We start from the raw sequence: 19,102 nt of genomic DNA on the forward strand, positions 1-19,102 counted from the left end.
TTAATGGACTTCTACTTTTGAGATGTGTTTCCGAGGGCGCTCAAGCCTTCAATGAAGTAACGCTGAGCGAAGAGGAAGATCAGAAGAGGTGGAAGCATGTACAACAGGTTGGTTGCCATGTACTTCGACCAGTCCGGAGCTTCACTTGCGAAACCGGACACGAATGATGACATGCCCAGCGCCAGTGTCCACTTGTCAGTGGAGTTCAGGTAGATGAGTGGATTGAGATAATCGTTCCATGCTCCCTGGAAGGCCATGATGACCATTGCGATCCAAGCAGGCTTTGTCATGGGCAACATGATCGAAAAGAAGATTCGAATGTGTCCTGCTCCATCGACCTTTGCAGATTCATCAATCTGCATGGGAATCGCTAGGAAGTACTGGCGAGCCAGGAAGATGAAGAGTGGGTTACCACCTAGGAATGCAGGTACGATCAGCGGGAACCACGTGTCATACCATCCGATATCCCTGAACAGCTGGAACAGGGGGATGATGCCAACAATTCCGGGCAGCAGCATGGAACCAACAAAGATGTAGAAGAACACTCTGCGGCCCTTGAAGCGCAGGCGTGCCAGCGCGTAGCCAGCCATCATCGAGGTCAGAACGCCGCCGAAGGTGCTGAGCAGGGAGATGATCAGCGTATTGACGAACAGGCGTGGGAACTTGATGATTCGTGGGCCTTCGATGAAGTTGGACCAGACCCATTCATCCGGGAGGAATGAGGGCGGAACTTCGAAGACGGTGGAATTCGACTTCAACGAGATCGTGATCATCCACAGCAACGGAAGCAGCATCGTGGAGCACGCGACAATTGCGCATGCATACCACATCACCGCACGCCCTGGACGCTTCTTCAAATGTGTGCGCCGAGGCTTCTTCGCAACACTTGTCACGAGTTCAGGTGCTTCAACCAGCTCATACTTGGACATCGTCGTACCTCCAGGCTTTGGTGAATCGAGCTGCGAAAACCAGGCAGATAATGATCAGGAAGAACAGAATCCACACCTGAGCGGTCGCGTATCCCAGTTCCGGAACTCGTCCCAGCGGCGGGAAACCGTGGTTGTAGATCGACAGCATGAGTGTATTCGTCGCCCAGCTGGGACCACCACCAGTGAGGATCTGCGGCTGAACGAAGGTCTGCATAGCACCGTTCATCTGCATGACGAACTGGAGAATCAGGATCGGGACAATCGACGGCAGAGTGATCGAAAAGAAGATGCGGAATGGTCCCGCACCATCAACTTTGGCTGCCTCGTAGATTTCGTTGGGCACTGCCTGCAACGCTGCCAGCAGGATGATCATTGTTGACCCCACGCCCCACAGCATGACGATCACAATCGACGGCATCGCTGTGTGCTCATTGCTCAGCCATGCAATTGGTGGAATTCCAAAGAATCCCAGCACCTGGTTAGCCAGACCGACTTGCGGGTCAAAAATGAATTTCCACAGCGTCACCGTGGCGACGATAGGAAGAACTGCCGGCAAGTACAAGATTGTTCGGATCACGGATACGGCTGGAAGCCTGACGTTGACAAAGACTGCCAGAGCAAGTCCGAGTGCCATCGATGCGGGTACGTAAAGAAGAACCAGATATCCCGTTGCCGACAGCGTCTTCAGGAACGACGGATCAGCGGTGAACATACGGACAAAGTTCCGCAGACCCACAAATTCCGGCGGGGTGATTCCGTTGTACCGTGTCAGTGACAAATAGGCTGCACTGATGAGCGGGTAGACAACAAAAATGCTGAAACCGCAGATTGCGGGAGCCATGAACGCCAAAGCAGCTTTGAGATCGCGATTGGCTCCTCTGTCTTTCTTCTTGCGCTCCGGCGCGTCTTCTTTGGCAGAAGCGGTTGCCTGCGTTGTCTGAGCCTCATCCATTGCTTGCCTCCTTTCTCGAAATATCGTTCGACTGGGTAAGCGAGCAGTAGGCCAGAACCAACTCGCAGAACATGGCGTTAGCCCACGAGAACCACTCACGGGTAAACAGGGCGTCGTCATCCTTATGGAAAGATTCATGCATCAGGCCAGTTCCGCCCGTTGTGTGAATCAGAGTGTCGATTATCTGGTCAACTTCACGACCTGACATACTTGTCAGTCCCTGCACCGCCAATGCGATTGGCCAGATGTACTCGTGCGGCGTATGAGGGCTGCCAATTCCCTGCGCACGTGACCCGTTGAAGTAGAACGGGTTGGTATCGGAGAGCACCATGGCTCGGGTATTGAGGTAAATCTGATCATCCACTTCGAGGAAGCCAACATATGGAAGCGACAACAAGCTGGGCATGTTGGCGTCATCCATGACCAGAGTCTGACCCAGACCATCGACCTCATAGGCAAATACCTTCCCCCACTGTGGATGTTCAATGACGCCATGCTCGTAGATACCTGCACTGATCTGGTCTGCCAGGTCACGAGCCCGACAAAGAACCGGACTTGAGGTGGCGCCAGTTGCAGCATTCATCTCGTCAAGAACCCTGGCCGCCGTTCGCAGAGCAACCACAGCAAATGCATTGCCTGGAACGTTGTATCCGTAGGTGTTCGCATCATCACTGGGGCGGAATCCACTCCACGTCATTCCGGTGTACCCCACCGGAGCACCTTTTCCACCGTGGGAGAGAGTCTCGGTCGCTACCTGAGCGCCGGGGCGTTCAAAACGGTAGTCAGATGTTTCGTGACGTTGTTCGCGCACAAAGACATCGACGATTGTTTCCAGAGCCTTCTCCAGACCACCCAGATGCGTGCCGTCGTGGGTTCGGTCCCACAGCTGTCCAGCTAGGAACAAGGGAGCGCTCAGAGAGTCAACCTCGTACTTGCGTTCCCAGATCCACGGGCTCATCTCGGTGAGATCGTCGTGATGTCCGGCGCCATTGGGCTCGGCATTGAAGGCGTTCGCGTACGGATCCATATCGATATACATCAACTGACGTTGAAGCACCCCACCGATCAGCTCGGCAATTTCGGGATAGTCATTGGAGAAATGCACGTACGGAATCATCTGCCATGTGGAATCGCGCAACCACATCGCCGGAATGTCACCGGTCAGAACGAATGCGCTGCCGTCGTCGTAACGCTCAATTGTCGAACTGAGCGTGTTGACGAAGCAGTTCTCGAAAACCTCGCCGACGCGCGCATCAACGCGCTCCTTCACGGCGGCAATGATGTGCTCCATCCAAGTCGAATCTGCTCGAGCCACTATGCTCTCCCTCACTTGTGGTGATGACATCAATCAGCATAGACCTAATAGCATTATGAACACAAGGTATGTATTGCATATACATATTGTGTGCGCGTCTCAGCTCCTTTCACTGGATGATCACCTTGTCGGCACGTACAGTGTCAGACATGACTGAACTTCTCGCACACGTCCTCGACCAGTCCCTGACCGATCCCAGCGTTCGCCCACAGGATGACTTTTACGGCCATGTGAATGGAACCTGGCTCGCGACCCATAACATTTCAGCTGATCGACCCATCGATGGAGCCTTCTACACGCTGCGCGATCTGTCTGAAGAGCGTGGACGTGCCATTGTTGAGGATGCGCTAGCCGGACGCATCGACGATCCGGATGCTCACAAGATCGCCATCATGTACCGCCAATTCATGGATGAGGACAGCATTGAGGAACAGGGCGCCTCCCCCATCATTCCACTGCTCGAGGCGGTAGCCGCCACGACATCCCACGACGAGCTCGCCACACTCTCCGGCCAGCTCATGCGCGGAGGCATCTCCACGTTCTTTGTGCCTTACGTCAACACCGACACCGATGACACCTCACGCTACATGCTCTACTTCCAGCAGGCCGGTTTGGGTCTTCCGGACGAATCCTTCTATCGCGAAGACCAGTACGAGCCAATCCGCCAAGCCTACTGCTCTCACATTGAGCGCCTGTTCACCCTCGCCCACATTGGCGACGACGAGGGCGACGCTGCTTCATGCGCTCAGCGCGTCATGGACTGGGAGACCCGCTTAGCCGCACACCACTGGGATTCTGTCACAAACCGAGATCCTCACAAGACAACCAACCCTCGCACCGTCTCGGAACTCATTGACGACAATTCCGGTTTCGACTGGCGTAACTGGGCGCAACAGGTTGGCCTTCAACTCGAATCAATCGCGAATGTCAACGTCAATCAGCCTGATTACCTGGCCACCGCGGCGTCGATGTGGGCATCGGAGGACCTGCGCACGCTCAAACTGTGGCAGAGCCGCAAGATCATCAGCGCCCACGCTTCACTGCTGTCACACGAGTTCGTTGAAGCCAATTTCGATTTCTACTCACGCACGCTTGCCGGCACCGAAGAACTCCGACAGCGATGGAAGCGCGGTTTGGGCCTGGTGGAGGGCACACTGGGTGACGCCCTGGGACGCCTGTATATTCAGCGACACTTCCCCGCTGACTATAAGGAACAGATGGAAGCACTCGTCCAACGCCTGTTGGAGGCCTACCGTACGTCTATTTCCACACTGAGCTGGATGAGCGAGGAGACGCGCACCAAGGCGCTGGCAAAGCTCGATACCTTCAATCCCAAGATTGCCTACCCCGACACATGGCGTGACTATTCAGGTCTCGATCTTGATGAGAATGCGTCACTGGTGGACAACGTGCGCAAGGCAGACGCATATGAACTGGACTATGAATGGGCCAAGCTGTCACGGCCGGTGGACCGCGACGAATGGTTTATGACGCCTCAAACGGTGAACGCCTACTACAACCCGTCACTCAACGAGATCGTATTCCCCGCCGCTATCCTGCAGCCTCCCTTCTTTGATCCAGATGCTGATGCCGCAGTGAACTTCGGTGCAATCGGTGCCGTCATTGGCCACGAAATCGGACATGGTTTCGATGACCAGGGATCGCGCTACGACGCAGACGGCGCACTGCGTAACTGGTGGACTGATGAAGATCGCAACGAATTTGAATCGCGCACGCACCACCTCATCGAACAATACGAGGCTCTTGTCCCCCGCCAGCTAGAAGCAGCTCCCGCCGAGGTACACGTCAACGGCGCCTTAACCATCGGTGAAAATATCGGAGATCTGGGTGGTCTGGCAATCGCGTGGAGGGCGTGGTGTGCTTCGCTTCGCGATCAGGGCATTGATCGCCCTGAAGATGCGCCCGTTATCGACGGCCTGACCGGGCCGCAGCGATTCTTCTACTCATGGGCTCGAATCTGGCGATCCAAGTCGCGCGACGAGTTCGCCCAGCAGATGCTCGTTATTGACCCTCATTCGCCGGCAGAATTTCGATGCAACCAGGTGCTTCGCAATTTTCCGGAATTTGCGACAACATTCGATGTCACGGAGTCGGACGGCATGTGGTTAGATCCGAGTCAGAGGGTGGAAATCTGGTCGTAGCAGCCCCCTGAAATGTAACCTCTTACGCATTCGACGCCATTTGTGGCCTCTCACTTAGGCGTTTGGGTCCAATTAGTGAAAGACTAAGAACTGTCATATGCGCTTGTTGCGCTATCCCTGAGTTACATGAGAAAGGCTACTCAATGCCGGGTCTTAACCTCACGCGTGATGAAGCGGCTGAGCGGGCACGCATAATCTCAGTTCACCACTATGACGTTGAACTGGATTTGACGTGCGGTGACACTGACTTCCGCTCCCGCACCACCTTGAGCTTTGATGCCACTGAAGGCGCCTCAACGTTCGTTGATCTGGTCTCCAACAATGTCCATTCCATCACGCTGAATGGACGCGACGTGTCAGTCGGAGCACATCAGGACAACCGCATCGACCTGCAGGAACTGGCTCAGTCCAATACGCTCATCGTCGACGCGGACTGCCAGTACATGCACACCGGCGAGGGACTGCACCGCTTTGTTGACCCCGCTGATAACAAGGCGTACTGCTACTCGCAGTTTGAAGTTCCCGATGCCCGACGAGTCTTCGCAACCTTCGAGCAGCCCGATCTCAAGGCAACATTTACCTTCACCGTGACAGTTCCGCAAGGGTGGAAAGTGTTCTCCAACTCCGTCACACCCTCACCGGAAGAACGCGATGGAAAATGGACCTATCACTTTGAGGAAACTCAGCGTATTTCCACCTACATCACGGCGATCATTGCCGGACCGTACGAGGGTGTCACTGATTCTCTGACCAGCAGTGATGGGCGCGAAATTCCGCTCGGTGTGTGGTGCCGCGCCTCGTTGCGCGAATTCCTGGACGCCGACCGCGTCATCGACGTCACCCGCAAGGGCTTTGCATTCTATGAAGCCAACTACGGTATCCCCTACCCCTTCACCAAGTACGACCAGATTTTCGTTCCCGAATACAATGCAGGCGCGATGGAAAATGCCGGATGCATTACCTTCCGCGATCAGTACATCTTCCGTGCACGCCCCACCCACGATGACCTGGAGAAGCGTGCCAATACGATCCTGCACGAACTGGCTCATATGTGGTTCGGTGATCTGGTCACCATGAAGTGGTGGAATGACCTGTGGCTCAACGAGTCTTTCGCTGAGTTCATGTCTCACTACTGCCTGGCAGAAGGAACCGAATACACCGACGCCTGGACCGGCTTTATGTCCCGTAAAGACTGGGGTATGCGTCAAGACCAGATGCCCACGACCCACCCGATCAAGGCTGAGATTCGCGACCTTGCTGACGTGGAAGTGAACTTCGATGGCATCACTTACGCCAAGGGTGCATCCGTTCTTCGTCAGCTAGTCTCCTACGTCGGCCGTGACGAGTTCTTCGCCGGGCTGCACGAGTATTTGACCAAGCACTCCTACGACAATGCAACGCTGGATGACCTTTTGGGCGAACTCGAAGCAGCATCCGGACGCGACCTTGACCATTGGTCCCGCGTATGGCTCGAAGAAGCGGGCATCACCACGTTGAGCACGGTCGTCGAAACAGATGACGAAGACCGCATGACTCGACTGGCAATCCGCCAAGAGCCGTTCACGCCGGGTTCCTCGCTGCGTCCTCACCGCCTAGCAGTGGCAGGCTATTCGCGTTCTGCCGCACAGGATGATTCCGGCTCGAACCGAACGACACCTGTTGAGCAGGTTTTCCACGAGGAGCTCAATGTCGACGGTGAGCTGACCGAGGTCAGCAGTGTCGTCGGCCAGCCTCGCCCCGACCTCATTGTTATTAATGATGGCGATCTGGCTTATGCGAAGATCCGCCTCGATGATCGCTCCCTTGCGTTCGCCACTGAAAATATCACGCAGTGCACCGATTCTCTGCTGCGCAATGTGATCCTGGCTTCTGCATGGGATATGACGCGCGATGCCAAGATGCCTGCGCGCGCTTTCATCGACCTGGCGCTTGCTGCGCTGCCCGTCGAGGACAATATGTCGATGCTGCGTCTGACGTTGGCACACATTGCCACCGCAGTGTCGAGCTATGTTGCTCCTGCTGATCGTGCCGACGCGCAAGCGATGGTCGGCAGCCGCCTGCTCCTGCAGGCCCGTTCGGCAGCGTCCGGCAGTGACCAGCAGCAGATCCTGATCCAGGCGGCAGCCCGCCACGCAGTGACCGACGATCAGGTGGGTGCTATCAAGGCTCTGTACACAGGCGAGCAGACCTTGTCCGGCCTTGATCTCGATGTCGATGTGATGTGGGATTTGCTCACCGCTCAGGTCCGAACCGGACACGCCTCAGAGGCAGATATTGCCGAACGTGAGCAGGCGGATGACACGATGACAGGCCGGCAGCACGCAGCTCAGGCTCGCGCAGCGGTTGCAGACCCGCAAGTGAAGGCTCGCGTGTGGGACGAAGTCATGCACAACGTGTCAATCGCGAACGATACGCGCTGGGCAATGGTCTCCGGTTTCTGGGCTCAGGCACACACTGCACCGGATACTTACACCGCTTTTGTCGACGACTATTTCGCCTCGATCGAAAAGGTCTGGTCAGAGTTCACCTTCCACATGGCCGAAGACATCGTCACATTGATGTTCCCGACCGCCTTGGCAGGCTACGTTGATGGGCTCGACTTGGCTGAACGCGGTCGCCAGTGGATGAACGATCATCCTGATGTCTCTGCCGCACTCACGCGTATTATTCGTGAACGCGTCGCGGTTGTTGAGCGCATGACGGCGGCACAGAAAGCGGACATCTAACCCTTCCTCTTCCGAATTGAACGACCGAGTGTCGGTAGGGCTCCATCATGAGCCCTACCGACATTTTGTCTGCATAGCGGCCAGTTGCCCGGCCGTAAACAGCTGGTGCGTGTTAATCTTCGAGTAAGTGCATCAGTACACAGGACGTTCAGAGGAGTTCCCCATGGGCCAGGCAGAACAAATACTGGGAGCATTAGGCGGTTGGGACAATATCAAGGATCTCGAAGCCTGCATCACCCGCATCCGTGTTTCGGTTGGTGACGAAGAACTCGTGGATGAGGATGCCCTGAAGAATGCGGGCGCCTTTGGTGTCGTGTCGGTGGGAACGTCCATCCAGGTTGTCATGGGGCCGCAGGCTGACAGCATCGTTGAGGAGATTGAGAAACTCAAGTGACCCGTGTACTTGCTCCACTTGCTGGGCAAGTGATTCCCTTATCTGACGTGAATGACCCCGTCTTCGCAGAGAAAATCGTCGGCTCAGGTCTGGCAATTATTCCCGATACCTTGACCGCGCATGGGCACTCAGACGTGGTCAGTCCGATCGCGGGAACAATCATTAAGGCTCTCCCCCACGCATTTGTCGTCCGGTCAGCCGACGGCCCCGCTGTTCTGGTTCACGTGGGGCTCGATACCGTCAAGGCCGACACCTCGTCATTCATGGTCGTCGAGGGTGACCACAGCACTGTAGAGACCGCTCAGCCAGTTGTTTCATGGAGGCCCGCGCATCTTGTCGACGGTGGTTTCGACCTGACCACCCCCGTCATTGTCATGGACAGCTCGGACGCGATGATCGGGTCACACGCTGAATATGGAACGCACGTCCAAGCGGGAGATTTCCTGTTTGAAATTCTCCCCGCCTGAACGTGCGGTGATGAGCGCCTGTTACCTTACTTCTCGATTGCGGCGCGCAGGAACCACGCCTGCTTTTCGAGTCCGCGTGCAGCACCGACCAGGATGTCACCACTGAGTGAATCGGCATCATCGACCTTTTCAAGATCCGACTTGATGCGCTCGGATGCAGCCATCAGCTTGCTTTCCATCTGCTTGTAGGCGTCGGCAACCGAAATGGTGCCTTCAGCCACGTCACCGATTCCGGAGTCCCTGGCAACCGTGGCGGCGCGGCCATCGGGAGTACCACCCAGGGTCGAAATACGTTCGGCAACCTCGTCGAGGTCTTCACGTACCTGATCGACGATCTCATCGAGCGCCAGGTGAAGAGCGCGGAAACGATCGCCTCGAATATTCCAGTGGTACTGCTTTGCCTGCAATGACAGGTCGGTCAGGTCCACCAGTGCGCGCTGGAGCGCATCGATCACGAGTTGTTCAGCCATTTTGGAGTCCTTTCTGCTCAGTGACTCTTCTAACATACAAGGGCGCACCCTCATTTGAAAGACTTCCGCTGCCACGTTCGCTGCCAGACAAAGACGGTACGAACGCGAACGCTCCTACTTGGGCAACGCCTCGTTGACCACATCGAACAGTTCAGTCATGTGATGGTCGGATGCCAGGCGCTCAGTACTGACTTCCCTGCCCGAACCATCGCACAGCGGGACACACCAGTTCGGGTATTCCGTATTGGTACCCGGTAGATTCTGAGGGCGGATATCTCCCACAGCGTCCACCAATGCCACACCCACCAGACGCGAAGGTGTCATCGTAATGAAGCGATGCAAAGCTGTCACGATTTCTTCCTTGCTGGGCTCTGGCGAGTCCAACAATCCGTATTCGCGCAGACGCACCAGCATGCGTTCGCGCTCGATTTCCTCCCCCGCGCGCACCACATCAACAGGATCGACCAGTAAGCCCAACTGGTCACGCAGCGTGGTCTGCACGCCGTCAAGGTATCCCGAAGTGGGTGGCAGATCATGAGTGTTCACTGTCGCAAGAACGTCGCGCCGGTATTGATCCGCATGCAGCGGCCAGCCAGAGTCCTCCTTTTCGAACCACAGCACCGATGTTCCCAGGATTCCTCGATCATTGAGGTAGCCGCGCACCCACGGTTCAACCGTGCCAAGGTCCTCACCGATCAGCACTGCTCCGGCGCGCTGGGCTTCAAGCAGCAGCACGCCAACCATCGCTTCGTGGTCGCAGGACACGTATGTTCCATGCGAAGCTGGCTCTCCCTCGGGAATCCACCACAGTCTGAACAATCCCATGATGTGGTCAATGCGCACCGCTCCGGCATGGGACAGCACGGTTCGAATCATGTCGCGCAGCGGTTGGTACCCGCACCGCGCCAGCTCACGTGGAGACCACGGAGGCTGCGACCAGTTTTGGCCTTGCTGAGAATACATATCCGGCGGTGCTCCCACCGTCATTCCCGGTGCAAACAACGTCGGCGTGGCCCACACGTCGGAGCCTTTCGGGTGAACGCCAACGGCCAGGTCAGCCATAATGCCAATGCTCATGCCCAGTTCGGTGGCCAAGGTCTGCGAATCTCGCAACTGTTCGAGGGCGACCCACTGACACCATGAATAAAAGTCGATGCGGTCAGCCAGTTCAAAGCGTGCGCGCTCAATCTGATCAGTATCAGTGAGCATCTCGGGAATCAAGGGCTTATCGTCGCGCTCCAGATCGCCTGCCACAAACGACCCGGACGCTTCGATGAGCGCGCACCACAAGGAAAAGTCCGCCAGCGCATCGCCTCCTTCGTTCGTGAAACGGAGGAACTGTGCGCGGCGCGATGGGCGCATGGGTTGCGCATGGATGATTGCGAGTGCCTGAACCTTCGCCCGCCAGGAAGTGTCACGGTCAATCAGATCCGTGCGTGATGCGCCCCAAGATTCCTCGCGCAGAGCATCAACTCGGCTGCGGTCCCGTTCAGACAACTGCGCATATTCCGGCAGCGATTCAGGATGAATGTACAGCGGGTTCACCCACCTGCGTGTCACCGGCAGGTAGGGCGAGTTCTCCAATGGCGAGATGGGCGCACACGCGTGAACGGGGTTAATCAGCACAAACTGCGCACCGTGCGCAGCACTGACCGACACGATGTCCTGCAGATCCGCGGTGTCGCCGATACCCCACGAGGAGGCAGAACGTACCGAATAAAACTGCGCGGAGGTGCCCCACTGCTGATCGGACTGCATCAGCGCAGGTGGATCGATTCGGTCGGGAACGACGATCAGCGGCGCGGAATACACTGTTCCGCCCTCAACGGTTGCGACAAGGCGGTGCCATCCCAATGGCAGTGAGGCTGGGATTTCGAACGTTGCACGTCCCACCAGCTGATCGCCAATCTGACGTGGCGGCACCCATCGGTCGAGCTGGGGGCACTGTCCCCCCTCGCCACTTTCGAGTTCGTAGCTGACTGTCACCCTGCGGCCGTGCGGCACGTGAACGGGTACGTCCCGGGTGCAATGCTCGCGCACAACGGTGCAGTCAGGCAGGATCGTGGACCAGTGTTGATCCTCAGTGAATTCAACAGCGCGTTGAAGGTCCTGGACGGTGGAATCCTCATCGAGAGGCAATCCCAGTGCGTGTAGAACCTTCAGCAAAGATGTGGCTTCGACGTCAACAAGGTTTCCATACCAATCCCAAAAGTGCGTCGCCACTCCATTGGCTTCGGCCACCGAGCGCAGCAGGTCAATCTCGGTGTGTGCTGGTGCAGCTAGATCCATGAAGGTCTCCGACTCATCTCATCCACAGCGGTACTGCTACCGATCGTACACGTCATGAACACAGTTGACGCAGTTCGCCCATCACACGTTCCGCATCTATTCCAGTGACCAGCTGCACGACATCGCCTGAGCGCACCACCGCGATAACCGGCGGTTGTCTCAGTAGGTGTTCATCGATGCTATCTTGGTCGCGGACCTGCACGCGGATTCTCAATGCACACGGTTCAAGATCGACAACGTTGTCGCATCCGCCCAGCCCCTGAAGTATTTCCCGGCATCGTTGCGGCAAGGATGGCTCAGCTGTCCATTCGCGATCCACGCCTGCCTGACGATTTTTGTGCACCATGTGTCCATCGTAGAAGATTGCCCACGATGCGCACCTGCTGTGCACAAAATGCCGCATGAACGGACAATAGAATTATGACGACACCGATCGACGTACCGTTGACCACCGATGAGCCCGTAGCATCTGTCCTGCGTATTCTGCGATTGACCGAAGATGCCGAGCACGAGGACACCTTCACTGCTCACTCCCTGCCGCAGGTGAGGCGCGTATACGGAGGACAGGTCATCGCACAGTCGTTGCTGGCGTCAATGGCCACCATTGACCAGGACGATCGGCTTCCCCACTCCTTCCATGCCTACTTTCTGCGCGGCGGCGACCCGCAAGCTCCATTTACACTGCACGTCAACCGTTTGCGCAATGGCCGTTCCTTTTCGTCGCGTTCCGTGACATGCAGGCAGTCTGAACGCGAAATTCTCACACTCGCCGCATCCTTCCAAAGCCCTGAATCCAGTCTGACATACGAGATTGAAGCGCCGGATGTGCCCGGCCCCGATTCCTGCGACTCAGCATTGGAACTCTTCCGCATGATGAATCACCCAGTGGGCCGATTCCTCGGCAAGACTGCTGCATTCGATGTTCGTCATGTCCAGGACAGTTTGTATGTCAAACCCGACCCTCACCCCACGAATCGCCAGCAGCTTTGGATGCGTCCGCGCTCTCCGATCCCCTCCCAGGTCAGTCAGCTCATTCACCGCGCGCTTCTGGCATACGTCGTCGACCAAGTCATGTTGGAACCAGCCATGCGCGCCACCTCATTGTGCTGGATGACTCCAGGTTTGTCGGCCGCTTCCCTGGACCACGCCATGTGGTTCCATCACGATGTTGATATCAACGACTGGCTGCTTTTTGACGGCACGTGCACCAGTGTCAATAACGGTAGAGTCCTGACCCATATGCAGATTTTCTCCTCCAACGGCAGGCTCGTTGCCGATGCCAACCAGCAGGGCATGATGCGTGTGCCACGCGGCGGTGTGCATGGCTCAGGCCGATGGGAGTTCATGGATGGCGACACGGCCACGGTCGCACCTGCTTAAGAAATGGAGTCCAATATGAGCATCTCTGCCCTGACCATTGCGGTCGCCACGCCGCTGCCCTCTGACCTGGTTGAACCACTCATGCAGTGCGATCCGCGCCTGCTGGTGGATTACCGCCCCCATTTGCTGCTGCCTCAGCGCTGGGTCGGTGACTGGGGTGGCGACACGAGCGTCACCCGCACCGACCAAGAGCACGCCGAGTACGTCCAGATGCTCACCCACGCTGACATTCTTCTGGGTATTCCTGATTCCTCCGCTCGCCTGCTGCGCGAGGTCGTCGAACACAACCCGAGACTTCGCTGGGTGCACACAATGGCTGCCGGAGGCGGCGCACAAGTCAAGTCTGCCGGCCTGTCGGAAGATGACCTCCAGCGCGTCACCTTCACCACCAGCGCGGGTGTCCACGGCACGACGCTCGCTGAGTTCGCACTGTTTGGCCTTCTCGCCGGCGCGAAAGATCTGCCCCGGCTGCACTCTGATCAACGCGCGCACCACTGGCCTGACCGCTACCCGATGCGCCACTTATCTGAAATGACCGTTCTGATCATGGGCACAGGTGGCATCGGCCGCGTTGTCGCGCACCGCCTTCACGCTCTCGGTGCGACCGTATGGGCAACCTCGCGTTCGGGCACACCGGTCGAGGGCGTGGAACGGCTCATCGCGATGGATGACCTGCACGATGCTCTGGGTCAGTGCGATGGCCTGGTGATCACTCTGCCTGGCACATCAGCCACCCGCCATATGATTGACGCCGCCGCGTTCGCGTCAATGAAACCGGGGATGATCCTGGTCAATGTGGGTCGAGGAACGGTGATTGACGAGGACGCCCTCGTCGATGCCCTGAATGGGCAGCGCGTAGCTTTTGCTGCACTTGACGTAACGGAGACCGAACCTCTTCAGGATGACTCTGCCCTGTGGGATCATCCCCGTGTCCTGATCAGTCCTCACACGGCTGCGCTCTCAACGCATGAAGGAGAGCGTATCGTTGAACTCTTCATGGACATTGCGGCGCGCTTCCTGAATGGTCGTCCGCTCCGCAATGTTGTCAACACCATCGAGTTTTACTAGCACCCCGACCCATGCACGCCCCTCCACCACGTAGGCCCCGGACTTTCACAGCTCTGGGCCGTCAGGCCATCGCTTTGATAGCACGCCAGATGGTGCGCGAGGGGCGCCGTACTGTCATTGTTCCGACCTATGCCTGCCTGACGATGATCGTGCCGTGGCAATTGGAAGGCATGCGCATCGAACAGGTGGCGTGCGATCCGGTGATGATGGATCCCGCAGATCTTGAACGAGCCCTTGCCAGGTGCTCAGCTGACGAAACAGTGGTGTTCTACTGCGAGACTTTCGGCTGTCAGCCCTCGCGCGCGCTCAGCGATGTACTCGGTGAAACACGCGGGCGCGGTGTCCGAGTTGTTGCAGACAGAACCCACAGTATGCTGTGCGATTCGGTGTGCGCCGCTGACATGGAACTTGTTTCTGCCCGCAAGCTCCTGTCGATTCCGGAGATCGCGTGGGTCGATGGCAAGGTCGACCAGCCCTCTCGACGAAGCGAGGCTGACAATGCGCTGACGCGAGCTCGCCAACAGTTTCTTTCCACTCCGTCGGTTGCAACGTTTGAAGCCGTTGAGGATCTGGCAGATGAGCTGTGGACGCCGGTGTCGCCGTCTCAGGACGCTATGACGGCGCTGGAAGCGATTGATATGGCCGGGCTCCGTGCAGATGTGCGCCGCACGCGCACACGAGTGGAAGTGGGTCTGCCACCGGGGTGCACAGTAGTCAACGAGGGCGTGTGCGCTCCCCTCGTTGTGCGCACCAATCACGCCGGCAAGGCGGCCGACGCACTGTATTCGCGCGGCATTGTCGGACCAATTCATTGGGATCGCCCCGCCAGCAGCCGGCTCGAGTGGCCGAGCGATCTGCTGTGCCTACCGCTGGTGATGACGCCTGACCAGTGCGATCAGTGCATCGAAGTCCTGACCGCTATTCACTCCTGAGTGCTTCCACCGGGTCCTTACGTGAGGCTGCTGAGGACGGGATCAAGCCTGCAATGAAGGTCAGGAACATGGAGATCGCCACCAGTATCGCTGCCGCACCCACCGGCAGGATCGCCACATTATAGATCCCGAAGTTCGCTGCCACAATGAGGTTGGCCGGTATGGTCAGCAGCGCGGAGATGCCGATACCCAGCAGGCCCGCAACCAGACCCACGATCAGGGTTTCCGCATTGAACACGCGACGAATATCCCGCTTGGATGCGCCGATGGCGCGCAGAATGCCGATCTCTTTCTCGCGTTCGAGCACCGAAATATAGGTGATCACGCCGATCATGATAGACGAGACAATCAGTGAAATCGCCACAAATGCGATCAGCACGTAACTCACCACGTTGATGATGGTGGTCACCGATGACATGAGCGTGCCAACTAGGTCACTGTAGTGGATGACCTTTTCCTCATGCCCGTCGGCTCGTTGCTGCTCGTTGTAGCTATCCAGAATGGTGATGATTTCACCCTTGGATTCAAAATCCGCCGGGAAAATGTCGATACGTGAGGGACTGGCCGGATCGGCATACCCCATCTTCGACAGATTCGCGTCGTATGAGGTTGGCTCGGTCATCATCATTTGAGCGATCAGCTCGCTCAGTTCCTTCTCATCCATGGTGAAGTTAAAGGCGCGAGCCAGAGCGTCCTCGTCAATTCCCATCGCTGCCGACATGTTCTGACTGAGCTGGCTCATCTGGTTGGAGAGGGCAGTGCCAATTGAATTTTCGAGGATGGAGCCCACCTGCGCTGAAATCTGGTCCGACACAGCCGTCATGGCGTCGTTCATGTAGGCACTCATGGCGGCATTCATCTGCTCAGCGAGGGCGGGGCCTTGAGCTGCCATCTGTTCGTCCATCTGTTGCCCGATCGATTCGCTGATCTGCCTAATGGCCGAGTCCGCCACGCCGCTCAGATCAGCCTGTGTTCCGTTCAGGTTGTCCTCGTTCTGGGCGAGCAATGCCTTTCCCTCCTCCGAGTCGAGGAAGACGGCGAAGTTCGTTGCCACGTCGCTGGCGTCGAGCCCATGCACCATGCAGTACTGGAAGTAGCCTGTCATCATCTGCTCGACCAGTGAGTTCAAGCGTTCAGGATCGATCGCACTAGCCGCATCCATGCCCAGGCTCTGCCAGTCCACGCTGGCCATCGCGCGCTCAATGTCAATACCGTCCATCAGCGAGCTCATGTCCACGGATCCAAGCATGTCCTCGATACTGAGAGTCGGCAGCATAGACGGGTCAATAGTCAGTCCGGGCATATTCAGGTTCACGTTCAGTGCCGACGGATCGATTGCCAGCTGCGATTCGTCAAATGTGAACGCCTCGGCCAGGGCGTCCTGGTCCACGCTGATCAATGACTTGAAATCCACCCCGCTGTTGCGCGGATTGTTCTGTTCATCGGCAAAGGTACGCCCCGTGAGAATATTGACTGACTGCTGGTCCAGTTGTGCGGCGACCACGTCGGAGTCGGCCGCCTCGTCCATCAGGTCCCTGACCAGGCTCGACGTGTAGTAGATGCCGGGTTGCAGGGCTGTGGCCGTGACTGATTCAGCGGGCTGCACGATGCCGACAACTCGCAGATCCTTCCCCTTGTCGACCAGACCGGACACAAAATCCTGATCCTTGCGCTTATCGGTCCACACCTTGTGCGTCTCGTCATAGACGTAGTAGTCGGCAGCATTCACAACCTTGAACGCGACACCCATGATGTCGTCGTAGCTGACGTCGATTGGGTCATCAGGGGCATCAATGTCTTCTTGGTTGGCGAATTGTGCCACCATTGTCTTGAGTTCTTCCGGATCGCGCAGTCCGAGCGCGTACAGCGCGAAGTCGCTGATCTTTCCTGAGGGTGTGAGGACGGCCAGCGCCTCGTTCGATTCCGTTGGCCAGTGACCGGCAACCATGTCGTACTGTTGCTGGATGAGGGAGAGGTCGTCGCCCAGTTCGTTGAATACGTCAGTGTTCATCGCCTGGTTCATGAAGGCATTCGAGGTGGTGCCTGCGCCGATGCCGAGGGAAGCGAAAGTTGTGTCCGGGTTGACCTGGCGTGGCCCCGATTCCATATCGTCCGCAAAAATCTGAGGCCTGACGTTGTAGCGATACTCGATGGAGCGTGCGTACTGATCGAGGTTGTCTGGATCGGAATCCAGGTATCTCTTGAGCGCGGTCAGATCATTTGAGTCAACCGTTTTGAACATGTTGGTCACCATCGGCATTTCGCCCACGTGTCCACTCTGCACACTGTCCGCGCTGTCTGATTTCTCCGGCATTTCCGCGGACACCTCGAGCATGGACGACATGTTCAGTCCCTGGTTGAAGATTTGGAGAGGATAGACGGAGAGCGTGTCTTCCTCGACGTTCTTGATATAACTGTTCACGCCGTTGGCAAGAGCCAAAATCAATGCAATCCCAATGATGCCGATACTGCCGGCGAAGGATGTCATCAGGGTACGGCCCTTCTTGGTCATCAAGTTGTTGAAGGACAGTCCCAGAGCGGTGAGGAACCCCATCGAGGTCTTCGCATTCTCGCTACTTTGAGTGATCTGACTGTGAGTATGCTCCTCAATCGGGTTGGAGTCGTCCGATACTGTGCCGTCCTTGAGTGTCACGATGCGGGTTGCGTATCGGTCAGCAAGGTCGGGATTGTGCGTCACCATAATCACCAGGCGGTCTTGTGCAATGCCGGTGAGCAGATGCATGATTTGTTCGCTCGTCACCGAGTCCAGGGCGCCTGTCGGCTCGTCAGCCAGAACGATCTCCGGGTCGTTGACCAATGCACGGGCAATGGCCACGCGCTGCATCTGCCCGCCTGACAGCTGGTTGGGGCGCTTGTGTGCGTGTTCCTCGAGGCCGACATCGCGAAGTGCTGTCAAAGCGCGTTGATGCCGCTCGGAACGGGAGACACCGGACAGGGTCAACGCCAACTCCACGTTAGCGAGCACGCTCTGGTGTGTGATGAGGTTGTAGCTTTGAAAAACGAAGCCGATCCGGTTATTGCGGTACGTGTCCCAGTCGTGGTCGGAATAGGTGGATGTGTCAACATCGTCAACGATGATGGAGCCACTGTCGTAATGATCCAGGCCGCCGACAATGTTGAGTAGCGTCGTCTTGCCTGAACCCGACGGACCTAGGATAGCGACGAATTCGTTGTCGCGGAACTCAATTGAGACATCGTCGAGCGCCTGTTGCGTCAAGTCGCCTGTCGTGTAGGACTTGGTGACGTTATTGAGCTGAAGCATTGTCTGCCTCCTGGGGCATCAGGCCGGTGCTGACCAATTCGAGCCAGCGCGAGCGGGTGGAGTGGTCGAAAGCGATGGGGGCGCTGCACAGCAGGATGCCGAAATCCTTGACCATGAAGTCGGTACGCAGCGAGTGGTCGCGGCGCCCGGCGTCAATGATTTCAGTGAGGTTGTGAACAATTCTTTCACGTGTGTGGGCGATTTCCCGATCGCGTAGATCTGAAAAAGATTCGAGATATTCGGCAACTGCCTGCCGGTTGGCGCCGTTGCCGGCCGCCTCAGTCACAATCACAGAGAGCAGATGGGACAGGGCGTCTCCCCCACGGACCTGGCCATCTGCGACACGCTTGGCAGTCTCAGTGAAGAGATCACATAGATGGGTCAGAGCCTGCACTGCAACGGCGCGGACAAGCGCCTCTTTTGTCGGGAAATGCCGGTAAAGCGTTCCAACTGCCACTCCGGCTTCCCTCGCGATCTGTTTCATGGAAACACCTGGACCGTGTTTCTTGATCTGTTCACCGGCCGTTGACAAGATGCGCTGCAGATTCAGGCGCGCGTCCGAACGGGTCGGGCCGCCCTCGTCAATAGTTGACGCTTCCGTGTGCATGATGTCGTTTCTCTTCCATGTCGTGATCATGTCGGTGAAGGTGAATCTAGGTTCATGTTATGAGTGCAGTGCGCTCCACGCATAGTGAGCGTTCCGAATGTGGGCAGCCTCTCCTTGCAGGCTCGTTT

General features: G+C 57.2%; 15 protein-coding genes. 7 read left to right on the forward strand and 8 right to left on the reverse strand.

What is annotated here, in order from left to right:
- Window positions 1–11: 11 nt before the first annotated feature.
- The 3 genes from AC1EJ1_RS03290 to AC1EJ1_RS03300 are packed head-to-tail and all read right to left on the reverse strand — an operon-like array spanning window position 12 to window position 3,196.
- A complete protein-coding gene (locus AC1EJ1_RS03290) occupies window positions 12–929 on the reverse strand; it encodes a carbohydrate ABC transporter permease (protein WP_285014084.1) in 918 nt (305 codons plus the stop codon).
- Window positions 916–1,881 (reverse strand): carbohydrate ABC transporter permease, encoded by a 966-nt coding sequence (locus tag AC1EJ1_RS03295; protein ID WP_285014085.1) that lies wholly within the window; start codon window positions 1,879–1,881, stop codon window positions 916–918. The genes AC1EJ1_RS03290 and AC1EJ1_RS03295 overlap by 14 nt, the downstream gene beginning before the upstream one ends.
- A complete protein-coding gene (locus AC1EJ1_RS03300; protein ID WP_285014086.1) occupies window positions 1,874–3,196 on the reverse strand; it encodes a glycoside hydrolase family 125 protein in 1,323 nt (440 codons plus the stop codon). Before AC1EJ1_RS03300 ends, AC1EJ1_RS03295 begins: the two co-directional genes overlap by 8 nt.
- A gap of 149 nt (window positions 3,197–3,345) precedes the next feature.
- Here AC1EJ1_RS03300 and AC1EJ1_RS03305 point away from each other — a divergent pair, with 149 nt between their 5' ends.
- From AC1EJ1_RS03305 to AC1EJ1_RS03320, 4 genes are all read left to right on the forward strand, one after another.
- Window positions 3,346–5,358: a M13 family metallopeptidase gene (locus AC1EJ1_RS03305; protein ID WP_480295323.1), complete on the forward strand. Its 2,013-nt coding sequence runs from the start codon at window positions 3,346–3,348 to the stop codon at window positions 5,356–5,358.
- A gap of 143 nt (window positions 5,359–5,501) precedes the next feature.
- Window positions 5,502–8,084, forward strand: coding sequence for an aminopeptidase N (gene pepN / locus AC1EJ1_RS03310; protein WP_480295324.1), 2,583 nt, complete (start codon window positions 5,502–5,504; stop codon window positions 8,082–8,084).
- A gap of 163 nt (window positions 8,085–8,247) precedes the next feature.
- Window positions 8,248–8,478: a PTS sugar transporter subunit IIB gene (locus AC1EJ1_RS03315; protein ID WP_058236691.1), complete on the forward strand. Its 231-nt coding sequence runs from the start codon at window positions 8,248–8,250 to the stop codon at window positions 8,476–8,478.
- Window positions 8,475–8,945, forward strand: coding sequence for a PTS sugar transporter subunit IIA (locus tag AC1EJ1_RS03320; RefSeq protein ID WP_058236690.1), 471 nt, complete (start codon window positions 8,475–8,477; stop codon window positions 8,943–8,945). Before AC1EJ1_RS03315 ends, AC1EJ1_RS03320 begins: the two co-directional genes overlap by 4 nt.
- Before the next feature lie 26 nt (window positions 8,946–8,971).
- On the opposite strand, the gene AC1EJ1_RS03325 is transcribed toward AC1EJ1_RS03320, so the two are convergent.
- From AC1EJ1_RS03325 to AC1EJ1_RS03335, 3 genes are all read right to left on the reverse strand, one after another.
- Window positions 8,972–9,415 (reverse strand): Dps family protein, encoded by a 444-nt coding sequence (locus AC1EJ1_RS03325; RefSeq protein WP_285014089.1) that lies wholly within the window; start codon window positions 9,413–9,415, stop codon window positions 8,972–8,974.
- 114 nt (window positions 9,416–9,529) lie between these two features.
- The gene (gene malQ / locus AC1EJ1_RS03330) at window positions 9,530–11,704 is read right to left on the reverse strand and encodes a 4-alpha-glucanotransferase (RefSeq protein ID WP_285014090.1); all 2,175 of its coding nucleotides are present in this window, start codon (window positions 11,702–11,704) and stop codon (window positions 9,530–9,532) included.
- Window positions 11,705–11,756: 52 nt separating this feature from the next.
- Entirely contained in the window at window positions 11,757–12,050 is a 294-nt protein-coding gene (locus AC1EJ1_RS03335) for a PTS sugar transporter subunit IIB (RefSeq protein ID WP_082628516.1), read from the reverse strand.
- Between the two features lie 74 nt (window positions 12,051–12,124).
- Here AC1EJ1_RS03335 and AC1EJ1_RS03340 point away from each other — a divergent pair, with 74 nt between their 5' ends.
- The 3 genes from AC1EJ1_RS03340 to AC1EJ1_RS03350 all read left to right on the forward strand — a co-directional run bounded on the left by AC1EJ1_RS03340 (window position 12,125) and on the right by AC1EJ1_RS03350 (window position 15,084).
- Window positions 12,125–13,084: an acyl-CoA thioesterase gene (locus AC1EJ1_RS03340; protein ID WP_285014091.1), complete on the forward strand. Its 960-nt coding sequence runs from the start codon at window positions 12,125–12,127 to the stop codon at window positions 13,082–13,084.
- 15 nt (window positions 13,085–13,099) lie between these two features.
- Window positions 13,100–14,152, forward strand: a complete 1,053-nt coding sequence (locus tag AC1EJ1_RS03345) for a D-2-hydroxyacid dehydrogenase (protein WP_285014092.1) — start codon at window positions 13,100–13,102, stop codon at window positions 14,150–14,152.
- A gap of 74 nt (window positions 14,153–14,226) precedes the next feature.
- On the forward strand, window positions 14,227–15,084 hold the full coding sequence (locus tag AC1EJ1_RS03350; RefSeq protein WP_480295325.1) for a hypothetical protein: 858 nt from the start codon (window positions 14,227–14,229) through the stop codon (window positions 15,082–15,084).
- Here the strand turns inward: AC1EJ1_RS03350 and AC1EJ1_RS03355 are convergent.
- Window positions 15,071–18,367: an ABC transporter ATP-binding protein/permease gene (locus AC1EJ1_RS03355; protein WP_285014094.1), complete on the reverse strand. Its 3,297-nt coding sequence runs from the start codon at window positions 18,365–18,367 to the stop codon at window positions 15,071–15,073. The genes AC1EJ1_RS03350 and AC1EJ1_RS03355 overlap by 14 nt on opposite strands.
- Entirely contained in the window at window positions 18,351–19,004 is a 654-nt protein-coding gene (locus AC1EJ1_RS03360) for a TetR/AcrR family transcriptional regulator (protein ID WP_285014095.1), read from the reverse strand. Before AC1EJ1_RS03360 ends, AC1EJ1_RS03355 begins: the two co-directional genes overlap by 17 nt.
- Between the last annotated feature and the right edge of the window lie 98 nt (window positions 19,005–19,102).

The sequence above is a fragment of the Pauljensenia sp. C0170B4 genome (genome assembly GCF_056590235.1).